This window comes from Cytobacillus sp. Hm23 (assembly GCF_051842895.1).
Lineage (GTDB): Bacteria > Bacillota > Bacilli > Bacillales > SM2101 > Nanhaiella.
The window spans coordinates 16,663-38,189 of sequence record NZ_JBPXRQ010000006.1 but is presented as its reverse complement, the minus strand read 5'-3'; the positions used below and the strand labels follow the sequence as shown (position 1 = coordinate 38,189).

24 protein-coding genes are annotated in these 21,527 nt (G+C 33.0%); 18 read left to right on the top strand and 6 right to left on the bottom strand.

Annotated features, from left to right (window positions below):
• Positions 1-252: 252 nt before the first annotated feature.
• The 6 genes from ACSVDA_RS05330 to ACSVDA_RS05305 all read left to right on the top strand — a co-directional run bounded on the left by ACSVDA_RS05330 (position 253) and on the right by ACSVDA_RS05305 (position 8,540).
• On the top strand, positions 253-1,710 hold the full coding sequence (locus ACSVDA_RS05330) for a spore germination protein (protein WP_485881495.1): 1,458 nt from the start codon (positions 253-255) through the stop codon (positions 1,708-1,710).
• Between the two features lie 221 nt (positions 1,711-1,931).
• Positions 1,932-2,132 (top strand): YqgQ family protein, encoded by a 201-nt coding sequence (locus tag ACSVDA_RS05325; RefSeq protein WP_320207917.1) that lies wholly within the window; start codon positions 1,932-1,934, stop codon positions 2,130-2,132.
• A gap of 92 nt (positions 2,133-2,224) precedes the next feature.
• Positions 2,225-3,190, top strand: coding sequence for an ROK family glucokinase (locus ACSVDA_RS05320; RefSeq protein ID WP_485881493.1), 966 nt, complete (start codon positions 2,225-2,227; stop codon positions 3,188-3,190).
• Positions 3,191-3,977: 787 nt separating this feature from the next.
• Positions 3,978-5,870 carry an LTA synthase family protein gene (locus ACSVDA_RS05315; RefSeq protein ID WP_485881458.1) on the top strand — a complete coding sequence of 631 codons (1,893 nt, stop codon included), beginning with the start codon at positions 3,978-3,980 and terminating at the stop codon, positions 5,868-5,870.
• 265 nt (positions 5,871-6,135) lie between these two features.
• Positions 6,136-7,329, top strand: a complete 1,194-nt coding sequence (locus ACSVDA_RS05310; RefSeq protein ID WP_485881456.1) for a M14 family zinc carboxypeptidase — start codon at positions 6,136-6,138, stop codon at positions 7,327-7,329.
• A gap of 77 nt (positions 7,330-7,406) precedes the next feature.
• A complete protein-coding gene (locus ACSVDA_RS05305; RefSeq protein WP_485881455.1) occupies positions 7,407-8,540 on the top strand; it encodes a YqgU-like beta propeller domain-containing protein in 1,134 nt (377 codons plus the stop codon).
• A 287-nt stretch (positions 8,541-8,827) separates the two neighbouring features.
• Here the strand turns inward: ACSVDA_RS05305 and ACSVDA_RS05300 are convergent, their stop codons facing one another.
• Both ACSVDA_RS05300 and ACSVDA_RS05295 read right to left on the bottom strand, forming a co-directional pair.
• Positions 8,828-9,004, bottom strand: a complete 177-nt coding sequence (locus ACSVDA_RS05300; protein ID WP_485881491.1) for a DUF2759 domain-containing protein — start codon at positions 9,002-9,004, stop codon at positions 8,828-8,830.
• 87 nt (positions 9,005-9,091) lie between these two features.
• Positions 9,092-9,574 (bottom strand): hypothetical protein, encoded by a 483-nt coding sequence (locus ACSVDA_RS05295; RefSeq protein ID WP_485881453.1) that lies wholly within the window; start codon positions 9,572-9,574, stop codon positions 9,092-9,094.
• Between the two features lie 101 nt (positions 9,575-9,675).
• Between ACSVDA_RS05295 and ACSVDA_RS05290 the strand changes: the two genes are divergently transcribed.
• Both ACSVDA_RS05290 and ACSVDA_RS05285 read left to right on the top strand, forming a co-directional pair.
• The gene (locus ACSVDA_RS05290; RefSeq protein ID WP_485881489.1) at positions 9,676-10,311 is read left to right on the top strand and encodes an MBL fold metallo-hydrolase; all 636 of its coding nucleotides are present in this window, start codon (positions 9,676-9,678) and stop codon (positions 10,309-10,311) included.
• 13 nt (positions 10,312-10,324) lie between these two features.
• Positions 10,325-11,437, top strand: a complete 1,113-nt coding sequence (locus ACSVDA_RS05285; RefSeq protein WP_485881452.1) for a class I SAM-dependent methyltransferase — start codon at positions 10,325-10,327, stop codon at positions 11,435-11,437.
• A 130-nt stretch (positions 11,438-11,567) separates the two neighbouring features.
• Here the strand turns inward: ACSVDA_RS05285 and ACSVDA_RS05280 are convergent, their stop codons facing one another.
• A complete protein-coding gene (locus ACSVDA_RS05280; RefSeq protein ID WP_485881451.1) occupies positions 11,568-11,810 on the bottom strand; it encodes a DUF2626 domain-containing protein in 243 nt (80 codons plus the stop codon).
• Between the two features lie 85 nt (positions 11,811-11,895).
• Positions 11,896-12,597, bottom strand: coding sequence for a helix-turn-helix transcriptional regulator (locus ACSVDA_RS05275; RefSeq protein WP_485881450.1), 702 nt, complete (start codon positions 12,595-12,597; stop codon positions 11,896-11,898).
• Positions 12,598-12,965: 368 nt separating this feature from the next.
• On the opposite strand from ACSVDA_RS05275, the gene comGA reads away from it, so the two are divergent.
• From comGA to ACSVDA_RS05225, 10 genes are all read left to right on the top strand, one after another.
• Positions 12,966-14,039: a competence type IV pilus ATPase ComGA gene (gene comGA, locus ACSVDA_RS05270; protein WP_485881448.1), complete on the top strand. Its 1,074-nt coding sequence runs from the start codon at positions 12,966-12,968 to the stop codon at positions 14,037-14,039.
• Positions 14,023-15,057: a competence type IV pilus assembly protein ComGB gene (gene comGB / locus ACSVDA_RS05265; RefSeq protein ID WP_485881446.1), complete on the top strand. Its 1,035-nt coding sequence runs from the start codon at positions 14,023-14,025 to the stop codon at positions 15,055-15,057. Before comGA ends, comGB begins: the two co-directional genes overlap by 17 nt.
• A 25-nt stretch (positions 15,058-15,082) precedes the next feature.
• On the top strand, positions 15,083-15,388 hold the full coding sequence (gene comGC, locus ACSVDA_RS05260; RefSeq protein ID WP_485881445.1) for a competence type IV pilus major pilin ComGC: 306 nt from the start codon (positions 15,083-15,085) through the stop codon (positions 15,386-15,388).
• Positions 15,378-15,830, top strand: a complete 453-nt coding sequence (comGD, locus tag ACSVDA_RS05255; RefSeq protein ID WP_485881487.1) for a competence type IV pilus minor pilin ComGD — start codon at positions 15,378-15,380, stop codon at positions 15,828-15,830. The genes comGC and comGD overlap by 11 nt, the downstream gene beginning before the upstream one ends.
• The gene (gene comGE, locus ACSVDA_RS05250; RefSeq protein ID WP_485881444.1) at positions 15,814-16,146 is read left to right on the top strand and encodes a competence type IV pilus minor pilin ComGE; all 333 of its coding nucleotides are present in this window, start codon (positions 15,814-15,816) and stop codon (positions 16,144-16,146) included. The genes comGD and comGE overlap by 17 nt, the downstream gene beginning before the upstream one ends.
• Entirely contained in the window at positions 16,125-16,595 is a 471-nt protein-coding gene (comGF, locus tag ACSVDA_RS05245; RefSeq protein WP_485881443.1) for a competence type IV pilus minor pilin ComGF, read from the top strand. The genes comGE and comGF overlap by 22 nt, the downstream gene beginning before the upstream one ends.
• Positions 16,582-16,968 (top strand): competence type IV pilus minor pilin ComGG, encoded by a 387-nt coding sequence (gene comGG / locus ACSVDA_RS05240; RefSeq protein ID WP_485881441.1) that lies wholly within the window; start codon positions 16,582-16,584, stop codon positions 16,966-16,968. Before comGF ends, comGG begins: the two co-directional genes overlap by 14 nt.
• Positions 16,969-17,070: 102 nt before the next feature.
• Positions 17,071-17,589 (top strand): shikimate kinase, encoded by a 519-nt coding sequence (locus ACSVDA_RS05235; RefSeq protein WP_485881439.1) that lies wholly within the window; start codon positions 17,071-17,073, stop codon positions 17,587-17,589.
• A 22-nt stretch (positions 17,590-17,611) separates the two neighbouring features.
• Positions 17,612-17,800, top strand: coding sequence for a YqzE family protein (locus ACSVDA_RS05230; protein ID WP_320207932.1), 189 nt, complete (start codon positions 17,612-17,614; stop codon positions 17,798-17,800).
• 389 nt (positions 17,801-18,189) lie between these two features.
• The gene (locus ACSVDA_RS05225; RefSeq protein ID WP_485881437.1) at positions 18,190-18,708 is read left to right on the top strand and encodes a hypothetical protein; all 519 of its coding nucleotides are present in this window, start codon (positions 18,190-18,192) and stop codon (positions 18,706-18,708) included.
• Positions 18,709-18,953: 245 nt separating this feature from the next.
• Here the strand turns inward: ACSVDA_RS05225 and ACSVDA_RS05220 are convergent, their stop codons facing one another.
• Complete coding sequence (locus tag ACSVDA_RS05220; protein ID WP_485881435.1) at positions 18,954-19,766, bottom strand: YqhG family protein; 813 nt, start codon at positions 19,764-19,766, stop codon at positions 18,954-18,956.
• Positions 19,744-21,444, bottom strand: coding sequence for a DEAD/DEAH box helicase (locus tag ACSVDA_RS05215; protein ID WP_485881434.1), 1,701 nt, complete (start codon positions 21,442-21,444; stop codon positions 19,744-19,746). Before ACSVDA_RS05215 ends, ACSVDA_RS05220 begins: the two co-directional genes overlap by 23 nt.
• Between the last annotated feature and the right edge of the window lie 83 nt (positions 21,445-21,527).

Here is a 21,527-nt window from a genome sequence, read left to right as displayed (position 1 = left end):
ATTGTATTCATGTTTGGAACTTAGAAAGAAAAACAATAAACAATACGAATATAGCTACTTTACTGGTGTATCTTTAGGTACAATGAAAATACATATTTTCCAAATTATTGTGGACGATCATTGACAGGCATTCTATAAATATGTATGAACCAACTTGTACAAATATCCACTAATAGATCATTCAAAGGTATTTTTTTTTGAAATAGAGTCAATGATGGTGGAAGAAGTTTGTTTGGTGGTGATGAGATGGATATGAGAAATAAAGTAACACCTGTTTCAGAAAACATAGCTGAAAATATACAATTTTTACGTAAGGAATTGGGTGTTGGGAAAAGCTTTGATGTTATTCATTTAGACGTTGAATATGCTAAAAGAGATATGGCCTTATTTTTAATTGATGGATTTGCTAAAGATGATATACTCCATTATTTGATGAAAATCTTATCCGAGTTAACAGAAGAACAACTTGAAAAAGAAGTATTGCAAAAGCTTCTAAAAACTTATATTCCCTATGTGGAGGTTGAAAAGACAGATAATTTAGAGACTGTAGTAGATGCTGTGTTGGCAGGGCCTACAGCATTAGTTGTTGATGGTATTGAACATGTCATTATCATTGATGCGAGAACATATCCTGTCAGGGGTCCAGAGGAACCAGATATTGAACGTGTTGTTCGAGGTGCAAGGGATGGTTACGTTGAAACAATAGTCTTTAATACTGCATTGACAAGGAGACGAATACGTGACCGAACATTACGTATGGAGTATATGCAAGTTGGTAGACGGTCAAAAACAGATATATGTATTTGTTATTTAGAGGATATCGCTGACACGGGACTAGTAGAAGATATAAAGCAGTCATTAAATAAAATAGATACAGATGGTATACCTATGGCAGAAAAAACAATTGAGGAATTTATTTCAGGGAGACATTGGAACCCTTATCCATTAGTTAGATACACGGAAAGACCTGACACCGCAGCAGCTCATATTTATGAAGGACATGTCATTATTATTGTTGATGGTTCTCCTAGTGTAATAATTACGCCTACAACATTTTGGCATCACTTACAGCACGCAGAGGAATATCGAAATAAACCAATTGTAGGAGCGTATTTGCGTCTTGTGCGTTTTGTAGCAATTTGGGCATCACTCTTTCTTTTACCATTGTGGTATTTATTTGCAAGCCATCCTGAATTATTACCAGAAGGGCTGGAATATTTAGCTCCAAAGGATGTAGGAGAACTTCCGTTATTATTACAGATTGTGCTAATAGAAATAGGTATGGATATGTTAAGGATGGCATCTATACATACTCCATCCTCATTAGCAACTGCGCTAGGCTTAGTTGCAGCTATTTTAATTGGTCAAGTTGCAATTGAAGTGGGTATATTTATTAATGAAGTTGTTCTTTATTTTGCTGTTGCAGCTGTTGGAACTTTCGCCACACCTAGCTACGAAATGAGTATGGCAAATAGGTTAATAAGAATTGCAATCTTATTATTTACTGCCATTTTTGGTCTAGCAGGCTTTATTATTAGTATTACGATATGGCTAGTGATGCTAGCGCGTATGAAATCATTCCATACACCTTACTTGTGGCCGTTTTTACCTTTCTCTTATCGAGCATTCAGAGATGTATTAGTTCGTGCGCCGATTCCATTGAAAAACAGGAGACCTACAATTTTACATCCAAAAGATCCCGATCGCTAGTAAAATGATTAACATAACGTGGGTTTGAAGAAAATCTAGGGAAAGTTACTCCACATGTTTGAAAACCCCACCTGAACTTAACAATTAATTTGTCGTGAGTGTCATCTTTGGCACTCATTTTTTTGTTATTTGTTATTCAGCTTGACGAATTAAGCTATTTCTTTATAAAGTAAGTGGTGTACAAGTGATTTGAAATAGTCTGACGTTAGGAGATAATTATTATGAGGACATTGTATGACGTTCAACAATTATTAAAAAAATATGGTACAATAATATACATTGGTGATAGAATTGCCGACCTTGAATTAATGGAATCTGAATTAAAAGAGCTATATCAATCACAGCTTGTAGATGTAAAGGACTACCAGATGGCACTACTTTTACTTCGTCAAGAAGTTCAACGTTTGAAAGACGAGTTATAAAAACGTATAAAGCTATTATTTTTTATACATTTTAATAATTTTCTTGTAGTATCGATTGATAAACTTAATTAATAAAAGGAATGAAAGATAGAATGGATAATAAATGGTATGTTGGTGTAGATATTGGAGGAACAACAGTAAAGTTAGCCTTTGTTGATAATGAAGGGAACATTATTGAAAAATGGGAAATTGCTACAGATATTTCTGACAATGGAGAACATATAGTAAACCATATAGCGCAGGCTATAGATAATAAACTAGCACAGCTACAAAAATCGCGGAAAGATTTAATTGGAATTGGTGTAGGTGCTCCTGGTCCAGTAAATACATCAACGGGTGTTGTATACGTAGCTGGAAATTTAGGTTGGGAAAATTATTCTTTAAAAAGTCACTTGGAAGCGATAACAGACCTTCCTGTTATTGTCGATAATGATGCAAATAATGCTGCTGCTGGTGAAATGTGGAAGGGAGCAGGAGGAGGAGCTGAAGACTTAATTTGTGTTACGTTAGGAACTGGAGTTGGAGGAGGTATTATTGCTAATGGTGAACTCGTCCACGGTATAAATGGTGCGGGTGGAGAAATTGGTCATATTACTTCTGTACTAGAAAATGGTGCTTTATGTAGCTGTGGAAAAAAAGGATGTATTGAAACAATCGCTTCTGCAACGGGAATCGTTCGCGTAGCTAAAGAAAAACTTCAACAAACAACCATTTCTAGCAAATTAAGAGACCTTTCAGAACAGCAAGGACAAATTTCAGCAAAACTAGTTTTTGATACGGCCAAAGAAGGAGATCAATTGGCACTCGAAGTAATTGATTATATGGCCTTTCATCTAGGATTTGTTTTAGCTAGTTTAGCAAATGGTTTAAACCCTAAAAAAATAATTATTGGCGGCGGTGTATCACACGCGGGGGCAATTTTAGTCGATAAAGTAACGGAACAATTTAATCAATTTCTTTTTCCAAGAGTAGCAGAAGGTGTATCTATTTCTTTAGCTACTTTAGGAAATGATGCCGGGGTAATTGGAGCTGCATGGTTAGTAAAAAAGAATGTATAAACAAATAGAGGGAAAACGCAAAGGTTGACACATTGTCAACCTTTTTTGTTTCGCATTTATTACATTGATTGATGCTTTACATACTGAAAATTGAACCTAGTATCCTTAGTGGTCATAGCATCTTTTCTACAAAACTGTTGCGTAAAACGACTTTTTTTCACCTAGAAAGGAGTCCATTGTTTTCATTTATGTGACAACATTGTAAGGAAAATGACATCTATTACGATAGAAGATGTAATACAAGTATATTACACTCATTATAGACAGCTAAATGTCGAGGTGTCAGATATACCCATTGACAAGTAGAGTAAGACAAAGTATTGTATACACTGTACTATAACTATTAGTACACATTTGGTTTTGTTTTAAAATATTAGAGTTATATCTCATACACAATCAGCTGATAAGGCATTTCTTATTATCAGCGATTTCACGTTTACAAAGGACGCCTTCATGTCATTGTATGAAACACAAAAGTCAGCGAAGCAACAAAGTAAATAGTCCAGCATAAAAGCTATCGAAAATGGTTTCCTTTAGGTTGTGTTATTATTGGAACAATTCTGAATATAAAAGTACATGAAACTTTTTGTTAGTTCATTCGTCTAATTATAGTAAGTGGTGAATAAGATAAAAAGATTATTTTAACAGTAGATAGTTAATTTTAATTTGCATTTTAGTAAAAAAAGTATTAAGATAACCATTAGTTGTTTTTGTTAATAGCCTATAAATGTAAAAAAATACAAAAAATTTTCCATTAGATATGCAATGATCTAGGGAGGAATTCAGTATGAAAAAATCATCATTGTCAAAAATGTCTATAATTCTTATAGCAACAGTTTTATTATGGATTAAGACATATATTGTCTATAAAACTAGTTTTGATATTAAAATTGAATCTTGGAAGCAAGAATTTATTCTTTTTATAAACCCATTAAGCTTTTTACTCATTGTGTTTGGTATAGCATTGTTTATTAAAGAAAAACGCCGTAATCGATATATTCTTATAACGAGTTTTATTGTTTCTTTTATTCTATTCGCTAATGTAATGTATTATCGAGAGTTTACAGACTTTATTACGATACCTTTACTCTTTCAAGCTAATAATCTAGCAGATTTAGGTAATAGTATATTCGAGTTACTACATGTGACTGACATATTTATGTTTGCAGATGTGCTCATTTTATATTTCATTATGCGTAAAAACAATATTCTTACATCACTAACAACTTTTACAAACAGAGAACGTAGAGCATATTTTTTAATGGTCGCAGCAGTTGTATTTTTTAACTTAGGTCTTGCAGAAACAGAACGTCCTCAGTTGTTAACTCGTACATTTGATCGTGAAATGCTCGTGAAAAATATCGGGTCATACAATTATCACATATATGATCTTGTTTTAACGTCAAAAACTAAAGCACAAAGAGCATTTGCAGACAGTAGTGAATTTGTTGAAATTGAGAACTATTTAAATGCAAATTACACAGAGCCAGATGAAGACCTTTTTGGTATAGCAAAGGATCGCAATGTCATTATGGTTTCAATGGAATCTTTGCAAAGCTTTGTGATTAACGAAACAATTAATGGCGAAGAAATTACACCATTTTTAAATGATTTAATTGAAGAAAGCTATTACTTTGATAATTTTTACCATCAGACAGGTCAAGGGAAAACATCTGATGGAGAATTTTTAGTTGAAAACTCGTTATATCCTTTAGGTAGAGGAGCTGTTTTCTTCACGAATGCTGAAAACGAGTTCCGTGCAACACCAGAGATTTTAAAAGAAGAAGAAGATTATTATTCCGCAGTTTTTCATGCAAATAATAAAAGCTTTTGGAATCGTGATGTTATTTATCCTAACCTTGGATATGACCGTTACTTTTCATTAGTAGATTACGATGTGAACGAAGAAAACTCAATTGGTTGGGGATTGAAAGATATTGAGTTTTTTGATCAATCTGTTGAGAAACTTAAAACATTACCTCAACCGTTTTATACAAAATTTATTACGTTAACAAATCATTTCCCATTTGAGCTAGATGAAGAAGATAAAATGGTAGATGAATTTACGTCAAACAGTCGTACACTTAATCGTTATTTCCCAACGGTAAGATATATGGATGAATCATTAAAAAGCTTTGTAGAACAATTAAAGCAAGAAGGTTTATATGAAAATTCTATTCTCGTGTTTTATGGTGATCATTATGGTATTTCAGAAAATCATAATAAAGCGATGGGTGAGTTTTTAGAGAAGGACATCACACCGTTAGATGTCGTACAATTACAAAAGGTTCCATTCATTATTCATATACCAGGTGTGACTGACAAGAATCCAGAAATGATTTCTAAAGTATCAGGTCAACTTGATGTGAAGCCAACACTTCTACATTTATTAGGTGTTGATACGAAGGATGATGTTCACTTCGGATCTGATATTTTCTCAGAAGATAAACTAGATTTTATTGTGCTTAGAGATGGAAGCTTTATCACTGAAGATTATGTATATACAAAATCTACATGCTATGATAAAAAGACAGGCGAAGAGACCGATGGCTCTAATTGTGAGCCTTATGAAGAAAAAGCGAAGCAGGAGCTAGAGTATTCTGATAACATTGTCTACGGGGATTTATTAAGGTTTTATGAAGGAACATCTTATAATGAGAATTTAACAGAAGAGAAATAGTGAAGAGCTCATTAAATACCGAATGAAAATATTAAACGCTATGGCCATATGAAGTTGGTCATAGCGTTTTTATTCATGTTTTATTATTGATACTCATATTGTTGTATTAGGCTGTTTTCGCACTAATAAATTAATACGGATACATCTATAATACTCTTTTCTTCTATAGAATGATGATAGTCACATCACTGTGGTAATTTCGTATAAATAACGACAAATGTTCGAAAAGAGCCTTGTATTAACAAGATATAAGGAGGAATTACTATTGAAAGTTATAGTAAGAAAAGGTGATACATTATGGTATTTCAGCCAATTATTTCAGATTCCTCTGCAACTTATCATTGACTCCAACCCACATAAGAAGCCTAATATTTTGTCTATTGGAGATGAGGTGAAAATACCAGGCTTTACTTTAAGATCATATACAATTAAACCAGGGGATATGTATTGGAATATTGCGCAAAGGTTTAATGTATCAACTGATGCCTTATTGCTCGTAAATCAACACGTAAATCCAAATAAGTTAAGTATTGGCCAACGAATTTATATTCCCATTTCCATGTCAAGTGGTGTCATCCACACTAATACCTTATACGATTATCAAGCATTAGTTAGAGATATTGATAAACTACGTCAAGTATACCCATTTATTAAATTAAATGAAGCTGGGAAATCAGTTTTAAATTCAAACATACCCGAACTTATCATTGGAAGAGGTCCAAAAAAAGTTCATTGGAACGGTGCTTTTCATGCGAATGAATGGATAACGACAGCGATAATTATGCAATTTTTAAATGATTATCTGTTATCACTAACAAATAGTGGGTACATTCGTGGAATTTTAACACAGAAGTTGTATGATTCAGTTATGCTGTCAGTTGTTCCTATGGTAAATCCTGATGGTGTCAATCTTGTCATTAACGGCCCACCAAACCAAATGCCTTATAAAACTAAAGTAGTTCAAATAAATAACGGAAGTATGAATTTTTCTGATTGGAAAGCAAATATTAGAGGTGTTGACCTTAATAATCAATATCCAGCAAATTGGGAAATTGAAAAAGAACGTAAAAAGCCTAAGGCACCAGCTCCTCGAGATTATCCTGGTGATGCCCCATTAACAGAACCTGAAGCGATAGCAATGGAAAAACTAACAGAAATCCGCAATTTTGACAGAGTGCTAGCATTCCATACACAAGGAGAAGAGATTTATTGGGGATATGAAGGCTATGAGCCTCCATACTCAGAAGCAATTGTAAAAGAATTCGTTAGGGTGAGTGGATATAAAGCAGTACGGTACGTTGATAGCCACGCAGGCTACAAAGATTGGTTTATCCAAGAGTGGAGAAGATCTGGTTTTACTATAGAACTTGGAAGAGGAATAAATCCATTGCCATTATCTCAGTTTGATGAAATTTATAGCAAAACAGTTGGAATTTTTCTAGCTTCTATGTATATGTGATTTTTAGGTTTTCTTCTTGAAATGAAACCATTCACGCATCATAATCGTATATACAAGTAGGTGAGGTGAACGATAATATGCGTTGGTTATGGTTTGTTTTTTCTTTAATCGTAGTTGTAACAGTGGTCACGGGTTGTTTTATAAATAATGGTACAAAAACGATAGATAAACAACCTTTATTAAGATTTGTAAATGATTTAACTAAAGGGAAAATAGACCAGTTGTATACAGACAATTCAACAATTCAACCAATTGATCTTAATGATCGCAGCATTCAAACGGTTGGGGATTGGTACGATGATACGACGATATTGTATATTACTAACGAGAATGAAGGTTCTATTGTGTATAAGCACAATATCTACTCAGGAAAAAAGGAACAACTTTATAAGAGTAACTCAGAAATTTCAACAATAAAAGGGAACCATAATCAAAGTTATTTCTTGCTACATACTTTACCGACTACGTATGAGGCAGAGATTATTATTGTTGATAAGGAAGGGAAAGAGGTATTCAAGTGGGCTACAGGTTCTTACGAATTAAACTATGAATGGAACCCTTATAATCCTGAGCTACTATATGTAACGACTTTTTTTGCTGATTGGTCCTTTGAAACTTATTTATTAAATGTTTCCAAACAGAGTGTTGAAGAAAGTACAATCGATATACCATTTATTCAGTGGGCTGGAATTGAAGAAGTTACTTATTTAAAGTGGAACCAAGATGAACCATCTTACTCTGCACCATTGTATGAACTAAACCTACAAACCATACAAGAGCGGCATTTGATAGAGGATGTTTCGATGTATGCCACTACAAATAATCTCTTAATGACAATTACAACAGATGATGACAGTATTGCTTATTATTCCTTTTATCAAACTAGTCATATTAAAAAAATGACCCAAATGGAAATTCCGCTGTTAGCTCTTTATTCACAATGGTTTTTTCCTTATTTTGACTTTATTGAAAGCAAGGATGAATTTATCACGTTTGCTCCATACGGTAGTGGTAATTATGATAGCTATCACGATGATTTTGAGTTAATTACCTATTCCGTACTCACTGGTGAAAAAAAACTAATCTTGTCAAACATCGCTAACCTACCGATTAATATGTCGCCAAATGGTGAATATTGTTTGTATGGATACTATAATGAAAAAATTATTAACCTTAATGATAAAAAAATCTATGAACTGGTTCAGCTATAATAAGGTTTCTGCAAGTAAATTTCTTTTATATAATTAATGCTAATTCTTGTAATAAGAAACAGCATGATACGTGGGTCTATCCTAATTAAGGTATTAGGCTGTTTTCGCAAAGATGGGTGTTGTTCGTATTAATAAAATACACACGTATTCAACTAGATTTCGAGTCATATTTTCTGCTATAGTACGATATCTTTATCTTCTGATAAGTAAAGAAACAAAGTTGACGCGAAAAAATAAAAAACCATCGATTTATTTGATCGATGGTTTAATTATTTTGTTAGCTCTTTTTAGTGGGCAACTGCAGGGTAACCATGATTAATAACAGTCATAACAGTAAAGAAACCAAATACAGCGACTGTTCCAAAAGCAAAAAAGAGTCCTAGAAAATTTTTGTTTTTAAATGAGCTAACAACTCCAATTGCTGCCAAAATAGTAACTAACCCAAATATGAAGACAAGTCCCATCTGTACCATCTTTGTGCCTCCTTTAGATCTTATTAGCTTATATGTAAAGGCTCAAAACATTCCTATTATATTTTAATCGTTTTCATCTTATTTGTCGAGATGAAAAAATGACACTTCTATGTCATAAGCTTTAGCGATGCCATAAATTAACTCGATGTGTTGTTTATCAACAAAATATATGGTATTCTGGCCACCGTCGATTGCAACCACAAACTCATTTATTTCCATTAAAGCCATTTCAATTTGTTGTGGCTTACCACTATTCACAATAAATGGCGAAACCATATCTTTGTACATATAGTATTTACCTTTTTCAGATTTAAATCCATAATCAGTAAATATAGTAGTCGGTATTATATTTTCGGCGTGAAATAAAACGTACTCTTCTATATCATAATCATATGTTAATAAATATTCTTTTGCTAATATAGCATCTTCTGAATGAGAAAAAAGTAACAGCTGTTGATCAAAATCAAACGTGGTAATGTTACTTATTAATGCAGTTATGTCTAATAAATGAGTAGAGTCATCTACTTCTTCTGGTATTTCAACTCCATAATATGTAATCAATTTTTACACTCCTTAAAAGTCACCCTTATTTCAATCTTTCTGAGCATCTTTAATTAGTGTAAAATAAGATTAGAATGACTGCAATGGAGGAATACAAAATGATGAATTGGGAGCAAATTCCGTTAGGTCCCTTACAAACAAATGCATACATCCTTAGAAATGAACATAATGAGTGTATTATCTTTGATCCAGGAAGTGAAGGAGATTCCTTTAATGACTTATTAACAAGAAAATCTCTGCAGCCTTTAGCAATTGTTCTTACTCATGCACATTTTGATCATATAGGTGCTGTTGAAGTTGTTAGAAAAAAGTGGGGTGTCCCTGTTTACATCCATAAAGATGAACAAGATTGGCTTACAAATGCTTCATTGAATGGTTCAGCATATTTTTCATTAGGCGCTGTTGTTTGTGATAAACCTGCCGACGTAATCATTGACAAGGAACAACAACTAACGATCGGATCATTTCATTTTACTGTTTTTGAAACACCAGGGCATTCGCCTGGAAGTTTATCATTTTATTGTGAAAGTATTAAGACTGTTTTTTCTGGTGATACACTCTTTGCGGGTAGTATAGGGCGTACTGATTTACCTGGTGGAGACCATCAGCAATTGCTTGATAGCATTCATGCAAAATTATTATCTCTTCCTGAAGATACGATTGTGCTACCTGGTCATGGCCCTGAAACGACAATTGAAATTGAAATGAGTAACAATCCTTTTTTAAACGGGTTTTAATACTATGGTGAATATGAACACAATTATTAGAGATGCAATTAGTTCAAGTCAAAACAAAATGATATCTTATGCGCAATTTATGGAATTAGCACTGTATCATCCTAACTACGGCTATTATATGCGAGAACAAACTAAGATCGGTAAAAAAGGTGATTTTATAACGAGTAGTAATATTTCCAATGTTTTTGCTGTCTTGTTTACTAATATATTTATTGATTTAGTCGAACAGCAAAAAGTGCCCCCAATGATTGTTGAAATTGGAGGAGGCAACGGTCGATTTGCAAAATCGGTACTAGAAGAATGGAAAGAAAGATCTCCCCAGTCATATGAGCAACTTACATATATATTGATTGAAACTAGTCCATATCATCGTGAGTTGCAAAGGCAGCTGCTCATAAATGAACAAGATAAAGTGATTCAGCTTGAATATCTTCAGGAGTTGGTTGAAAATCATCCTTTTTATCAGGGGATTGTTTTTACAAATGAATTATTCGATGCTTTTCCAGTTGAAGTAATTGAAAAACGTAATGAGGAATTACATGAAGTTATGGTGAGACTAAATGATGATAACGAACTCGAAGAATACTACGTACCGCTTTCAAATGAAGAAATTACCAACTATTTAGAGGAACAGAACATTGAATTAACAAATGGTCAACGCTTTGAAATTCCGTTACAGATGAAAAGTTTTATCAACCAGCTTAGTAGCACTCTAGAACAAGCGGTTGTATATACTGTGGATTATGGCTATACACATAAAGAATGGCAACATCCTGCACATATGAGAGGTAGTCTTAGAGGGTACCATCGTCATCAGCTCATTAACAATCCTCTATTAAACCCAGGAAATATGGACATCACTTCACATGTTCATCTTGATGCCGTTAAATATTACTACCGTGAGGCTGGATTTACCGAAGTCGCTATGCTGAGGCAAGATCAATTCCTCCTGGAGGCTGGTATATTACAATATTTACAAGAAAATAATGATACGAATCCTTTTTCTGAAGTTAGTAAAAGAAATCGTGCGATAAGAAGTTTAATTTTAGATGGTGGGATAAGTTCATACTTTCACGTCATCATGATGCAAAAAAACATGGATATAGCTTGGGAAATAAAAGATTAAGTTAAACTGCTACACTGGTTGTAGATGGAGGATATTTTTTAGCTTACACTGATGTTTAAATGAACAAGCTCTTTATAATCAAAACAAAAAGCGATGGACAACCATCGCTTTTTGTTTTGATTATTATCTCTTAATGTCCTGCGCCAGGTACCATTAAGAATGTAGTATAGTATGTGAAGCCCGCGAAAAAAACTGTTAAGTAAGCACCAAATATATAAAGATACATGCGCTCAGTTAGTTTTAAATAACCTAAAATAATAAAGAAGGCCGTTTGAGCGAAGAAAAGCAATGCTACTTCATTCATGTGACCAAGATAAAACATAACAGCAAATATACCTGTCCAAAACCCTAATACACGAAACATACGATCCATATGTATAAGTCCCTCCTTTATCCCCTTATATTCCACTTACATATTATAATGTACAATTTAGGCGATTGTAAACATAAGTTTGTTACTAGTTTGTGACTTTGACTTGATATGAACAAGAGTCACAACCGCGAATAATATTATCTTTTTCGATTAATTTTACATTATTGAATAATACTTCGAACATTCCATGTAAAAAAGCATAATGCATGCCACAAATAGCGTCAGTATGTTTATCAGCTAGTTCTTTAAATGGACAATTAAAGATTTGGAAAAAGATGATCGTTTTATCTTCATTATGCTCAAATTCTGGGTAAAAACCTAAAATAGTAGCAGAGTCTTTTAGTATTTTCAGCTTATGTTCGAATGACAGTGCCGTAGTTTGTGTATCATTTGGGTGAAGCTGTGAATCAATTATTTCTTGACCAAATGCTTTCCCTGTATCAAATAATGCTTCTTTTCCAGCCTCACCTAGTTTCATCATTGATTTTATGGCTACTTTTGCTAATAATTGATAATCGCGAAATGGGAAAAACAGTTGTACCACATCGTCAGATAAACGATATAAACGGCTTGGTCTACCACCTTTTCCCGTCTTCTTCGCCTCTGAAACAAGCATGTTAACATCTTCTAACTTAGACAAGTGGAGACGTGCGACATTCGGATGAATTTTAAACTCATCAGCAATTTCTTGAACGGTAACCTCACTATGTCTTTTAGTTATATATTGATAGATGTAATAACGAGTAGGATCAGATAATACATTTGTAATTTTTAAAGTTTGTTCCATACAATTCACTCCTAACAATGGAATCTTAATTCCATTATAATACAGGCGTATTTACATTTAAATGTTATTTACGTGGTAAACATTAGTTGTTCTAAATTGTTCACAATTTGTTGACTATTTTGTTATTATTGACAAATCAATTTTATTTATTTACGTTAAATGCGGAGAGAAAAAGATAGCCATTTGTTGTCCTACTCCTTAAGTAAAGCCCTTCGCTCGTTGAAACTTAAATCATAAGCTAAGCTGCAGCATCTCATAGTTAAATTTATACCCTTCTAAATAAATATATTAATACGAAAAAAAAGAAGGAGAATGGAGATTTACGTAGAAGAGTGTTTATTAATCAATATAAAAGGAGGTCGATACATTTGCCAGCGATTGAACGAATTGGTGATCGCTTATTAACTGAGGCCCAACACTTGGGCGTATCTGATATTCACTTTATGCCTCGAAAAAAAGATGCTCTTATTCAATTTCGGCTAGACAACGAACTAACTGCAAAGGAAATGATAAGTAAATCAACATGTGAACGATTAATTGCACATTATAAATTTCTTGCCGGAATGGACATTGGTGAAAGGCGAAGGCCGCAAAATGGCGCATTATCAATGATTATTAATAGCAAAAACCTTCAACTTCGGCTATCAACCTTACCTACGATTAATAATGAAAGCCTCGTTATTCGATTATTACCTTCAGATTCATTTTATCCACTCAACTTTTTAACTCTTTTCCCTAATACGACAAAAAAACTTATTTCTCTATTAAAACATGCTCATGGGTTAATCATTTTTACAGGTCCAACTGGCTCAGGTAAAACTACCACATTATATTCTTTACTTCATTCATCTCAACACCTGGTAAATCGAAACATTATTACGCTTGAAGATCCAATTGAAAAAAGGAGTGATAAAGTTATTCAAGTACAGGTAAATGAAAAGGCAGGTATCACATACTCAAATGGGCTAAAGGCGATACTACGACATGATCCTGACGTAATTATGGTTGGAGAGATTCGAGATGCAGAAACTGCCAAAATTGCTGTTCGAGCATCACTTACCGGACATCTAGTGTTAACAACCATGCATACAAGAGAAGCGAAAGGTGCTATTTATAGGCTGTTAGAATTCGGTGTTCCAGTACAAGACATCTCTCAAACTCTAATTGCAATTACCGCCCAAAGGTTAGTGAACATTAAATGTCCATTTTGTGCTGGGGAGTGCTCGAAATATTGTAAAACGTTACGCACATATAGGAGAACGAGTATTAGTGAGTTTGTATACGGTAAAGTATTAACAAAAATGATTGATGAAGCTAAGGGTGATTCAGTTGACTATAGTTATAAAAAAATGAAAGATATCATTAGTAAAGCAATAGCTCTTGGATTTATTTCTACTAAAGAATTCGATAAATGGGTATACAAAGATGAAATCGAAAAATAAATGGAATTTAAAACAACAAGCCCAATTTTGTCGTAGGTTAGGTGAGTTGCTAGAAAAAGGGTATACTTTATCTCAAGGTATTGAGTTTCTCACTTTACAATTGTCTAAATCACAACAAGAAGATCTAAATTATTGCATAGGAAAAATGAAAGAAGGTTACTTACTTCACGAAGTTTTAGAACATTTATCTTTTCATAGGGACTTACTGAGCTATTTATACTTTTCTGAGCAACAAGGTGAATTAGCAAAAGCATTGCTAGAAGGCAGTTCAATTATAGCCAAAAAAGACGTATATTATAAAAAGTTTATTAAGGTTGTTCGTTACCCTGTGTTTTTAATCGTTGTAGTGTCTTTATTGTTTGTGGCTGTGCAGCAAGTATTATTGAATCAATTTGACCAATTAAATCAATCAATGAAGTTAACGAAAACTACTTTCTCAACAATTCTACAAAATGTGTATGCGATTACACCTTATATCTTTTTAACTGTTTTGTGTTGTCTTATCTTATCGTTAGCGTTTTACTTTACCTTCTTCAAGAAACAATCTCCTATTTTACAAATGAATATCATTTGTAAGATACCGTTCCTTCATTCATCAGTAGCTCAAATAAACTCCCAATATTTTTCTTTTCAATTAAGTACTTTACTTAGTGGTGGCCTATCCATTAATGAATCGTTGTTGATTTTTGAGCGGCAGTATCATTTAGCATTTTATCAGTTAGAAGCAGCTCGCATTCGTCAGCAGCTAACTTCAGGAGAATGCTTAGAGGCAATTATTGAATCCAGACCTTATTTCGAGAAAGAATTAGCCCTAGTTATTTCTCACGGACAATCCAATGGAAACCTCGCAAATGAATTGTATCATTATAGTCAATACACATTACTAAGAATCGAAGAAAAAGTAATGTCGTTTTTAAATGTTTTACAACCAGCTCTTTTTATAAGTGTAGGTATGATCGTTGTGTTCATTTATTTAGCAATCATGATTCCAATGTTTCAGTTAGTTAAAGCTCTATAGTATGTGTGAAAGAGAGGAGAAAATGATGGATGAAAATGGTTTTACGTTAATCGAGATGTTAATTGTTCTTATGGTAATTTCAGTACTGTTAATTATAACAATACCTAATATTACTAAACATAGTAAAGTGATAAACGAGAAAGGGTGTGATGCATTAATAAATATGGTACAAGCTCAGGTGAAAGCTTATGAGATTGAACATGAGACGATTCCGACAATAACTGCACTTTTAGAAGAAGGATACATTACGACAAATACGTGCCCAGGTGGAAATGTTATAGAAGTGGGTACCGACGGTAGCGTGAAGGAAGGTGATGTGACTGAAGAATGACAATTATAAAAATGAACGGGGTTATACATTAATTGAAGTAATGATTGTCTTAGCTATCGTTTCTATAATGGCTTCTGTTTCAGTTCTACAAATTAACCCTCTTATTGAAAAAAGAAAGGTGGCACATTTTTTTGCCCAATTAGAAAATGATATTTTTTACGCTCAAATTTATGCATTGAGTAATCAAAAAAGCATAACACTTCTTTTCTCAAATCAGGATTCAACATATTATGTTCTTTCTAATGGTATGAGCTCTCCTATTATGCAACGCTCATTTGACAAAGGTTTTAACATAGAAAAAGGAACATTAGGGTTAAGTATATCTTTTCGTAGTAATGGTGCAATAAGTCAAGCAGGAACATTAATTGTAAACCATCATGATAAGAAATATAAAGTAGTTTTTTTGCTAGGAAAGGGAAGGTTTTATGTTCAAGAATTGTAATGGCTTTTCTATGATTGAACTATTAATATCCTTAAGTATATGGCTTCTTATGCTCCTCATATTATTACCTCCGCTAACTCATATTGTTCAGGAACGAAAAAATATTCAGTTGATCAATACAGCTAATCACATTGTGTCGAATAAGCTTCAAATTTATCATTCAGAATCGTATTTTGCGGATGAGCAAATGAAGGTTAACAATTATAAGTTCACAGTTGCTTGGGAAGACGCGGATGAATTCTTAACTAAAGTATGTGTATCGTATATAGATTTTCGAAAGGAAGAAAAGAAAAGGTGTGGTTATACAAACAAATAATTCGAACTGCAAAAGGTTTTACGCTCATAGAGGTTTTGTTATCACTATCTATTTTTTTATTAATTGTTGCATTTTTACCTACCATGATAGCTATTGTTTTTCCAAATGATGATAGTAATGATCAAATCAATAAGCAAGAATGGGAATTATTTCTACAACAAGCGCGTATAGAATTGAGAGAAGCAATTGCTATCAATGTCAATTCCAACACATTATATTTAACGACTAGTCATCAGAAAACGATTTCCTATGAACAATACAAGACTATACTTAGGCGTAGGGTAGATGGGACAGGGCATGAAGTGTTAATACAAAACATTTCTTCTGTTATCTTTCGTCCTGTTACAGAAGGTATTATTATCCAAGTTATCGATCTTAGTGGTGAATTATATGAAGAGCGAATTTCTTCAATGGTAACTTTGGAGGTGCCTTACCGTGAAAAAGAATAATGAACATGGTTTTATTTTTCCAGTTACGTTAGTTATGAGCCTGTTATTTTTTTTAGTGCTACTTCATCAAATAGAAATGTATGTAGTAGAAAAAAACTTTTACCATGAAATAGAACAACTTTATATACTAGAAAACATTATGCAAATGGCTACTGCAGATATTTTAACGGACGTTCATGACAATGCTCACCCTATTCGAAATAAAATATACACATATCCAAATGGACGAGCAATGTACTCAACAGAACAAATTGAGGAAGGGCTGCTTAAAATATCGATTGAATGCAAAACATTACAAAAACGTCTTTACAATGCCTTCTTTATTTATGAATTAGAAGAGGGTAGAATAATAAAATGGGTAGAAAACCGTTAGTGAACTCGTGCGAGAAAAACTCAAATATATTCGCCAATTTAAGCGGGAAGCATTACATTAACTACATTAAATTTAAATATTTTATTACTATGGGGGGAGAAAATGAAAGCAGTCATCTTAACAGGCTTCATGGGTGCTGGAAAAACTACTGTAGGAAAACGTTTAGGAGAAGAGTGGAAGTTACCTGTAATTGATACTGATGATTACATTGAAAAAAAAGTGGGGAAAAAAATTAGTGAGATTTTTGAAGGAGAAGGAGAGGATACATTTCGTCAATATGAAAGAGAATTGCTACCTACATTACCAATAGAAAATGTTGTGATTACTACCGGTGGTGGAATCGTTATTCAAGAAGAAAACCGTAATTGGATGAATGATAATAGTTTTGTAATTTATTTACATTGTGATCTAGAGCAAATCATTTCTAGACTAGAAGGGGATTCATCTAGACCTTTAATAAAAAATAGCAAAAAGGAACAGATTGAACACATATTGACAACAAGACTTCCATATTACAAAGAATGTAGTGTGACAATTGATACAACAAACAAAAGTATAGCGCAAATTGTAGATGAAATTAATTTAGAGGTTAAAAAAAGCATAGGAGGAGATAATAAGTAGTAGATAGTAGGAGGTGTAGCTGTTGTCTACGAATGATTATGTGAAATATGTTACCCAACAAATTGTTAGTTATATTGACCAACCGAAAGAAGAAAGAAAAAAATATCGTCAAAAACGAAAAAATGAACGTACCTCTTTTGGAAATCGATGGTTTGGTGTTTTGCCTCTAGCATTTTCAATGTTTGTACACAGGAAGATAAAGACGAAGTAAACCCCTCGTTACAGAAGGCTGTTTTTGCATAAATTGGTGTATTTCCTATTAGGAAAAATAACTAGAGTTCATAGCATCTTTTTTCTGTAACATGCTGACTAACATATATACAGCCACTTCTATTGTATAAATTTGACGATAATAGCAACAAAGTTTATTAAAAGAGCCTTAAAGAAAGCATAAGTTTTATACGCATATAATTGTGAAAAACTAAATATGTTTGGTTTAGAACATCTTCACTTGTGAAGATGTTCTTTTTAGAGTTGAAAATTGATAGTCAATTGTATGAAAAAAGTATAGCTAATTAGTCATCTATCCCTTACATTGTTTATTCGTCCTGCATTTACTACTTATATATGACAGTATTTTATTTAAGGAGGGCGTATGGGTTGATTCAAAAGGGTGACAAAGTGGTAATGCATAGTTGTGAAGAGGCAATTAAACATAATGGTAAAATTTGGACTTGTAGAACTGATGAATATGAACGACATGGAGAAAGACTTGTTTTTCTAAAAAATTATAGTGGCTGCTTCCCTATTGAGTATCTACAGAAGGTATATCTTAAATCAGAAAAGCGAGAGCTGCTAAATAAATTAAGCGAACAACAAGAAGAACTTGAAAGGCTAAAAGAGCAGTTAGATTGTTCTGTTGATGCTGCTACTGATTTTTTTGATGATAAAAGTTTTTATAAACATGAGTTGGAAAAAGCAAAAAGGGAAATTAAACACTTAACTGAAGAAAACACTAAACTTAAACGAGAAAGCAAGTATTGCAATAAGGATAAAAAGCAGAGTGTGGAAGAGGAAAAAAAAGATCTTCAGAAGGAGAAATATATTACAGATAAAGATAATAAGAAACAAAAAAAAGAATCAAGAAAACAAGCGCTTGAAGAATATTTTGATAAGTAACCTTTAACGTGAGATTGTTACTATGTAGTTCTAGGTAGGATAAACTTTGTTGCTACTGAGATTTTTTTATAATAGCAGCAAATAAATTTATGCAACTTTACTTCATTGTAAATCTGAAAAGCTGCTACGAAAGCTGGATTTATACGTAAGTATTTCTTAGTACTAAATTCAACAATCAATGCAAAAAAGTCATTATTATAAGTATACTCCAAACACATATAGCCATTTGTTTTTGATGCATGACGTTATGCATCTTTTTTAATGCTGGACGTTTGTCTAAGGTAAAATAAGCCTCCGTTTATCACTTTTACATTTATTGTAGGTTGATATTGTTCCTGTAGTGCTCTTTTTTCTGTTTCGTAACAATCAGGCTTTTCTTCTACTCCATCATAAAAGTGATTTAATAGTGATAGATCCTCATTCCATCTTTCGTGTGCTTTATCAGCCCAAGAGTGATCTTCTTGTTCAATCGTGTGATTTATATGTTGCTTCAAACGTACTAGCCCACTCTGTGGCATGATAAGTGGTGACATAGTAAAGCATAGATCAGGTATTTTAGGTGTTAACCGAAGTTTATTTAATTGCTCTTGGAAATTTGTTACTATCATGCCATTAATCATATGTAGACCTAAAGAATGAATATAGTCACGTTTTCGATCACATTCGTACGATATTAGCACATTGATACCTATCCAAGGATAGAGAGGGATACTTGAATGGTTTGGTGGTGTCACGTTATCTTCATATAGACGAATGAACCCAGCTAATTTTTGTAATGAGGCAAAGATCTGATGTAACCGGGGTGAACCAAAATGTACAACCTCACCTTTTTTTGTGGTTGAAGCTTTACTCTGATCCGTAATGAGTGTAAGCTTCATTGGATTTGGTATCCCTCCTGTTTTCTCTAAATAATGCCAATAAAATGGTCTATTCATTAATTCTTTATCTAGGTCAACTGATAATTGTACTGTTAAATAGCCATGTTCATTTTCAATAACATGACAATCGTTCGATGAAAAAAAATGGTATAAAAAATTATGAATTTCCTGTTGATGCATGATTTTCCCTCACTTCATTATTTATGTGTTCAGCAAATTGTATGGCTGATGTTAAGTTATCCATTTTTATTTTCATTTCTCCTTCGCTCCTTGAGTTGAATAAAATATCTTGTAACTGGGCCTCTAAATTTTTTATGTCTAATCTTGTCAGAATTTCATCTAGCTCTCCAACCACTCTTTCGAATAAATGTATTTTTTCATATAATAGCTTTAGCATATGTTCTTCTACAGTATGTTTAATAGCAAAATTATAAATAAATACATCGTTTTCTTGACCAAGTCGATGTACTCGTCCAATTCTCTGTTCAAGGCGCATTGGATTCCAAGGTAAATCAAAATTGATAATATGGTTGCAAAATTGTAAATTTATCCCTTCTCCACCTGCTTCAGTTGCAATTAATACTTGGGCATGGTTTTTGAATAATTGTTGCATCCAATCTTTTTTACCTCTTTTAAAACCTCCTCTGAATGGAACTGATGATATACCGTGTTGCTGCAAAAACCATTGTAAATAAAGTTGGGTGGCACGATATTCTGTAAAAATAATTACTTTATTATTTATCGACTTGATTAATTCCAAAGCTTTTATAGCTTTTGAATTTTGAGTAACTCCTTCTACCTTTTTCAGTAACTCTTCAATAAATAATGGTGGCTGAATAGGCTTGCCTTCTTCATCTTTTTTATTAAGCATATTTTTTAATGTATAAAAAACTGCCTCGCGGCTACTGCATGCTTCTCGTTGTAAAGTGATGATTGAAAATTGACTATTTATGTATAGATGACTATTCGTTCGTATATTATTTATAGAGTTATATAGTTCTTGTTCTTCTTTTGTGAAATCAATTGGCACAGTTTGAACGTGCCTTTTCGGCCATTCAATACCAGTATCGCCTCGACGATTTCTGAGCATAACTTTATTTACAAGCTCTTTTAAATATTTATCATTTTCAACTGTGCGATTTTTTGCAGAAAAAGCTTGTTCAAAATAATCTTGATTACCTAAATGTCCTGGTTTTAGAAGCGAAACGAGGTTAAATATTTCTTCAATTTTATTTTGTATAGGTGTAGCTGTTAATAATAAACAAAACTTTTTCTTTAAATGCTGAACAAACTCATAGTTTTTTGTTTTATTGTTTTTTAATTTATGTGCCTCATCAATAATAATTAAATCATAGCTTTGTTCGAAGATAATCTCTCTATGTGGATTGCGTTTTGCTGTATCAATTGATGAAACGACAACGTCACATTGCTCCCAAACATAACTTTTCTTTTGTTGAATTGCTGGAATAAAAAATTTTTCATTTAATTCTTTACACCATTGAGTAACGAGGGAGGCAGGTACTAAAATTAATACTTTCTTAACCAATCCACGGATCATGTACTCTTTTAAAATGAGACCAGCTTCAATCGTTTTTCCTAAACCAACTTCATCAGCTAAGATCGCCTTGCCGTTCATTTTTTCCACAACCTGTTTAGCAACATCTAATTGATGAGGTAGAGGGGTGAGGTTTGGTAAATGTTTAGGAGCTAGCAATCCATCGAATGTTGGAATGACAGAGTGTTCAGCTGCTTCAATTGCCAACTTATACAGGTTGTTGTTTACCCACGGCCCATCATCGTTAATACGCTTTAAAAAGTTTTCTTGCCATGTTTCATCAAATTGAATATTAACTTTCATATTCTATGTCCCCCTTGTTATAAAAAGTTTCTTATTTCGGGGAAAATCATTGTTTTATATCGATTTGACTAAAAATCAGTATT

Coding starts and splice junctions, on each gene's coding strand:
- comGB (WP_485881446.1), top strand. CDS start 14,023: ATGAAATCGAAAAATAAATGGAATTTAAAACAACAAGCCCAATTTTGT.
- ACSVDA_RS05325 (WP_320207917.1), top strand. CDS start 1,932: ATGAGGACATTGTATGACGTTCAACAATTATTAAAAAAATATGGTACA.
- ACSVDA_RS05275 (WP_485881450.1), bottom strand. CDS start 12,597: ATGGAACAAACTTTAAAAATTACAAATGTATTATCTGATCCTACTCGT.
- comGE (WP_485881444.1), top strand. CDS start 15,814: ATGTTCAAGAATTGTAATGGCTTTTCTATGATTGAACTATTAATATCC.
- ACSVDA_RS05305 (WP_485881455.1), top strand. CDS start 7,407: ATGCGTTGGTTATGGTTTGTTTTTTCTTTAATCGTAGTTGTAACAGTG.
- ACSVDA_RS05330 (WP_485881495.1), top strand. CDS start 253: ATGAGAAATAAAGTAACACCTGTTTCAGAAAACATAGCTGAAAATATA.
- ACSVDA_RS05215 (WP_485881434.1), bottom strand. CDS start 21,444: ATGAAAGTTAATATTCAATTTGATGAAACATGGCAAGAAAACTTTTTA.
- ACSVDA_RS05320 (WP_485881493.1), top strand. CDS start 2,225: ATGGATAATAAATGGTATGTTGGTGTAGATATTGGAGGAACAACAGTA.
- comGC (WP_485881445.1), top strand. CDS start 15,083: ATGGATGAAAATGGTTTTACGTTAATCGAGATGTTAATTGTTCTTATG.
- ACSVDA_RS05285 (WP_485881452.1), top strand. CDS start 10,325: ATGAACACAATTATTAGAGATGCAATTAGTTCAAGTCAAAACAAAATG.
- ACSVDA_RS05315 (WP_485881458.1), top strand. CDS start 3,978: ATGAAAAAATCATCATTGTCAAAAATGTCTATAATTCTTATAGCAACA.
- ACSVDA_RS05235 (WP_485881439.1), top strand. CDS start 17,071: ATGAAAGCAGTCATCTTAACAGGCTTCATGGGTGCTGGAAAAACTACT.
- ACSVDA_RS05300 (WP_485881491.1), bottom strand. CDS start 9,004: ATGGGACTTGTCTTCATATTTGGGTTAGTTACTATTTTGGCAGCAATT.
- ACSVDA_RS05290 (WP_485881489.1), top strand. CDS start 9,676: ATGAATTGGGAGCAAATTCCGTTAGGTCCCTTACAAACAAATGCATAC.
- ACSVDA_RS05220 (WP_485881435.1), bottom strand. CDS start 19,766: ATGCATCAACAGGAAATTCATAATTTTTTATACCATTTTTTTTCATCG.
- ACSVDA_RS05280 (WP_485881451.1), bottom strand. CDS start 11,810: ATGGATCGTATGTTTCGTGTATTAGGGTTTTGGACAGGTATATTTGCT.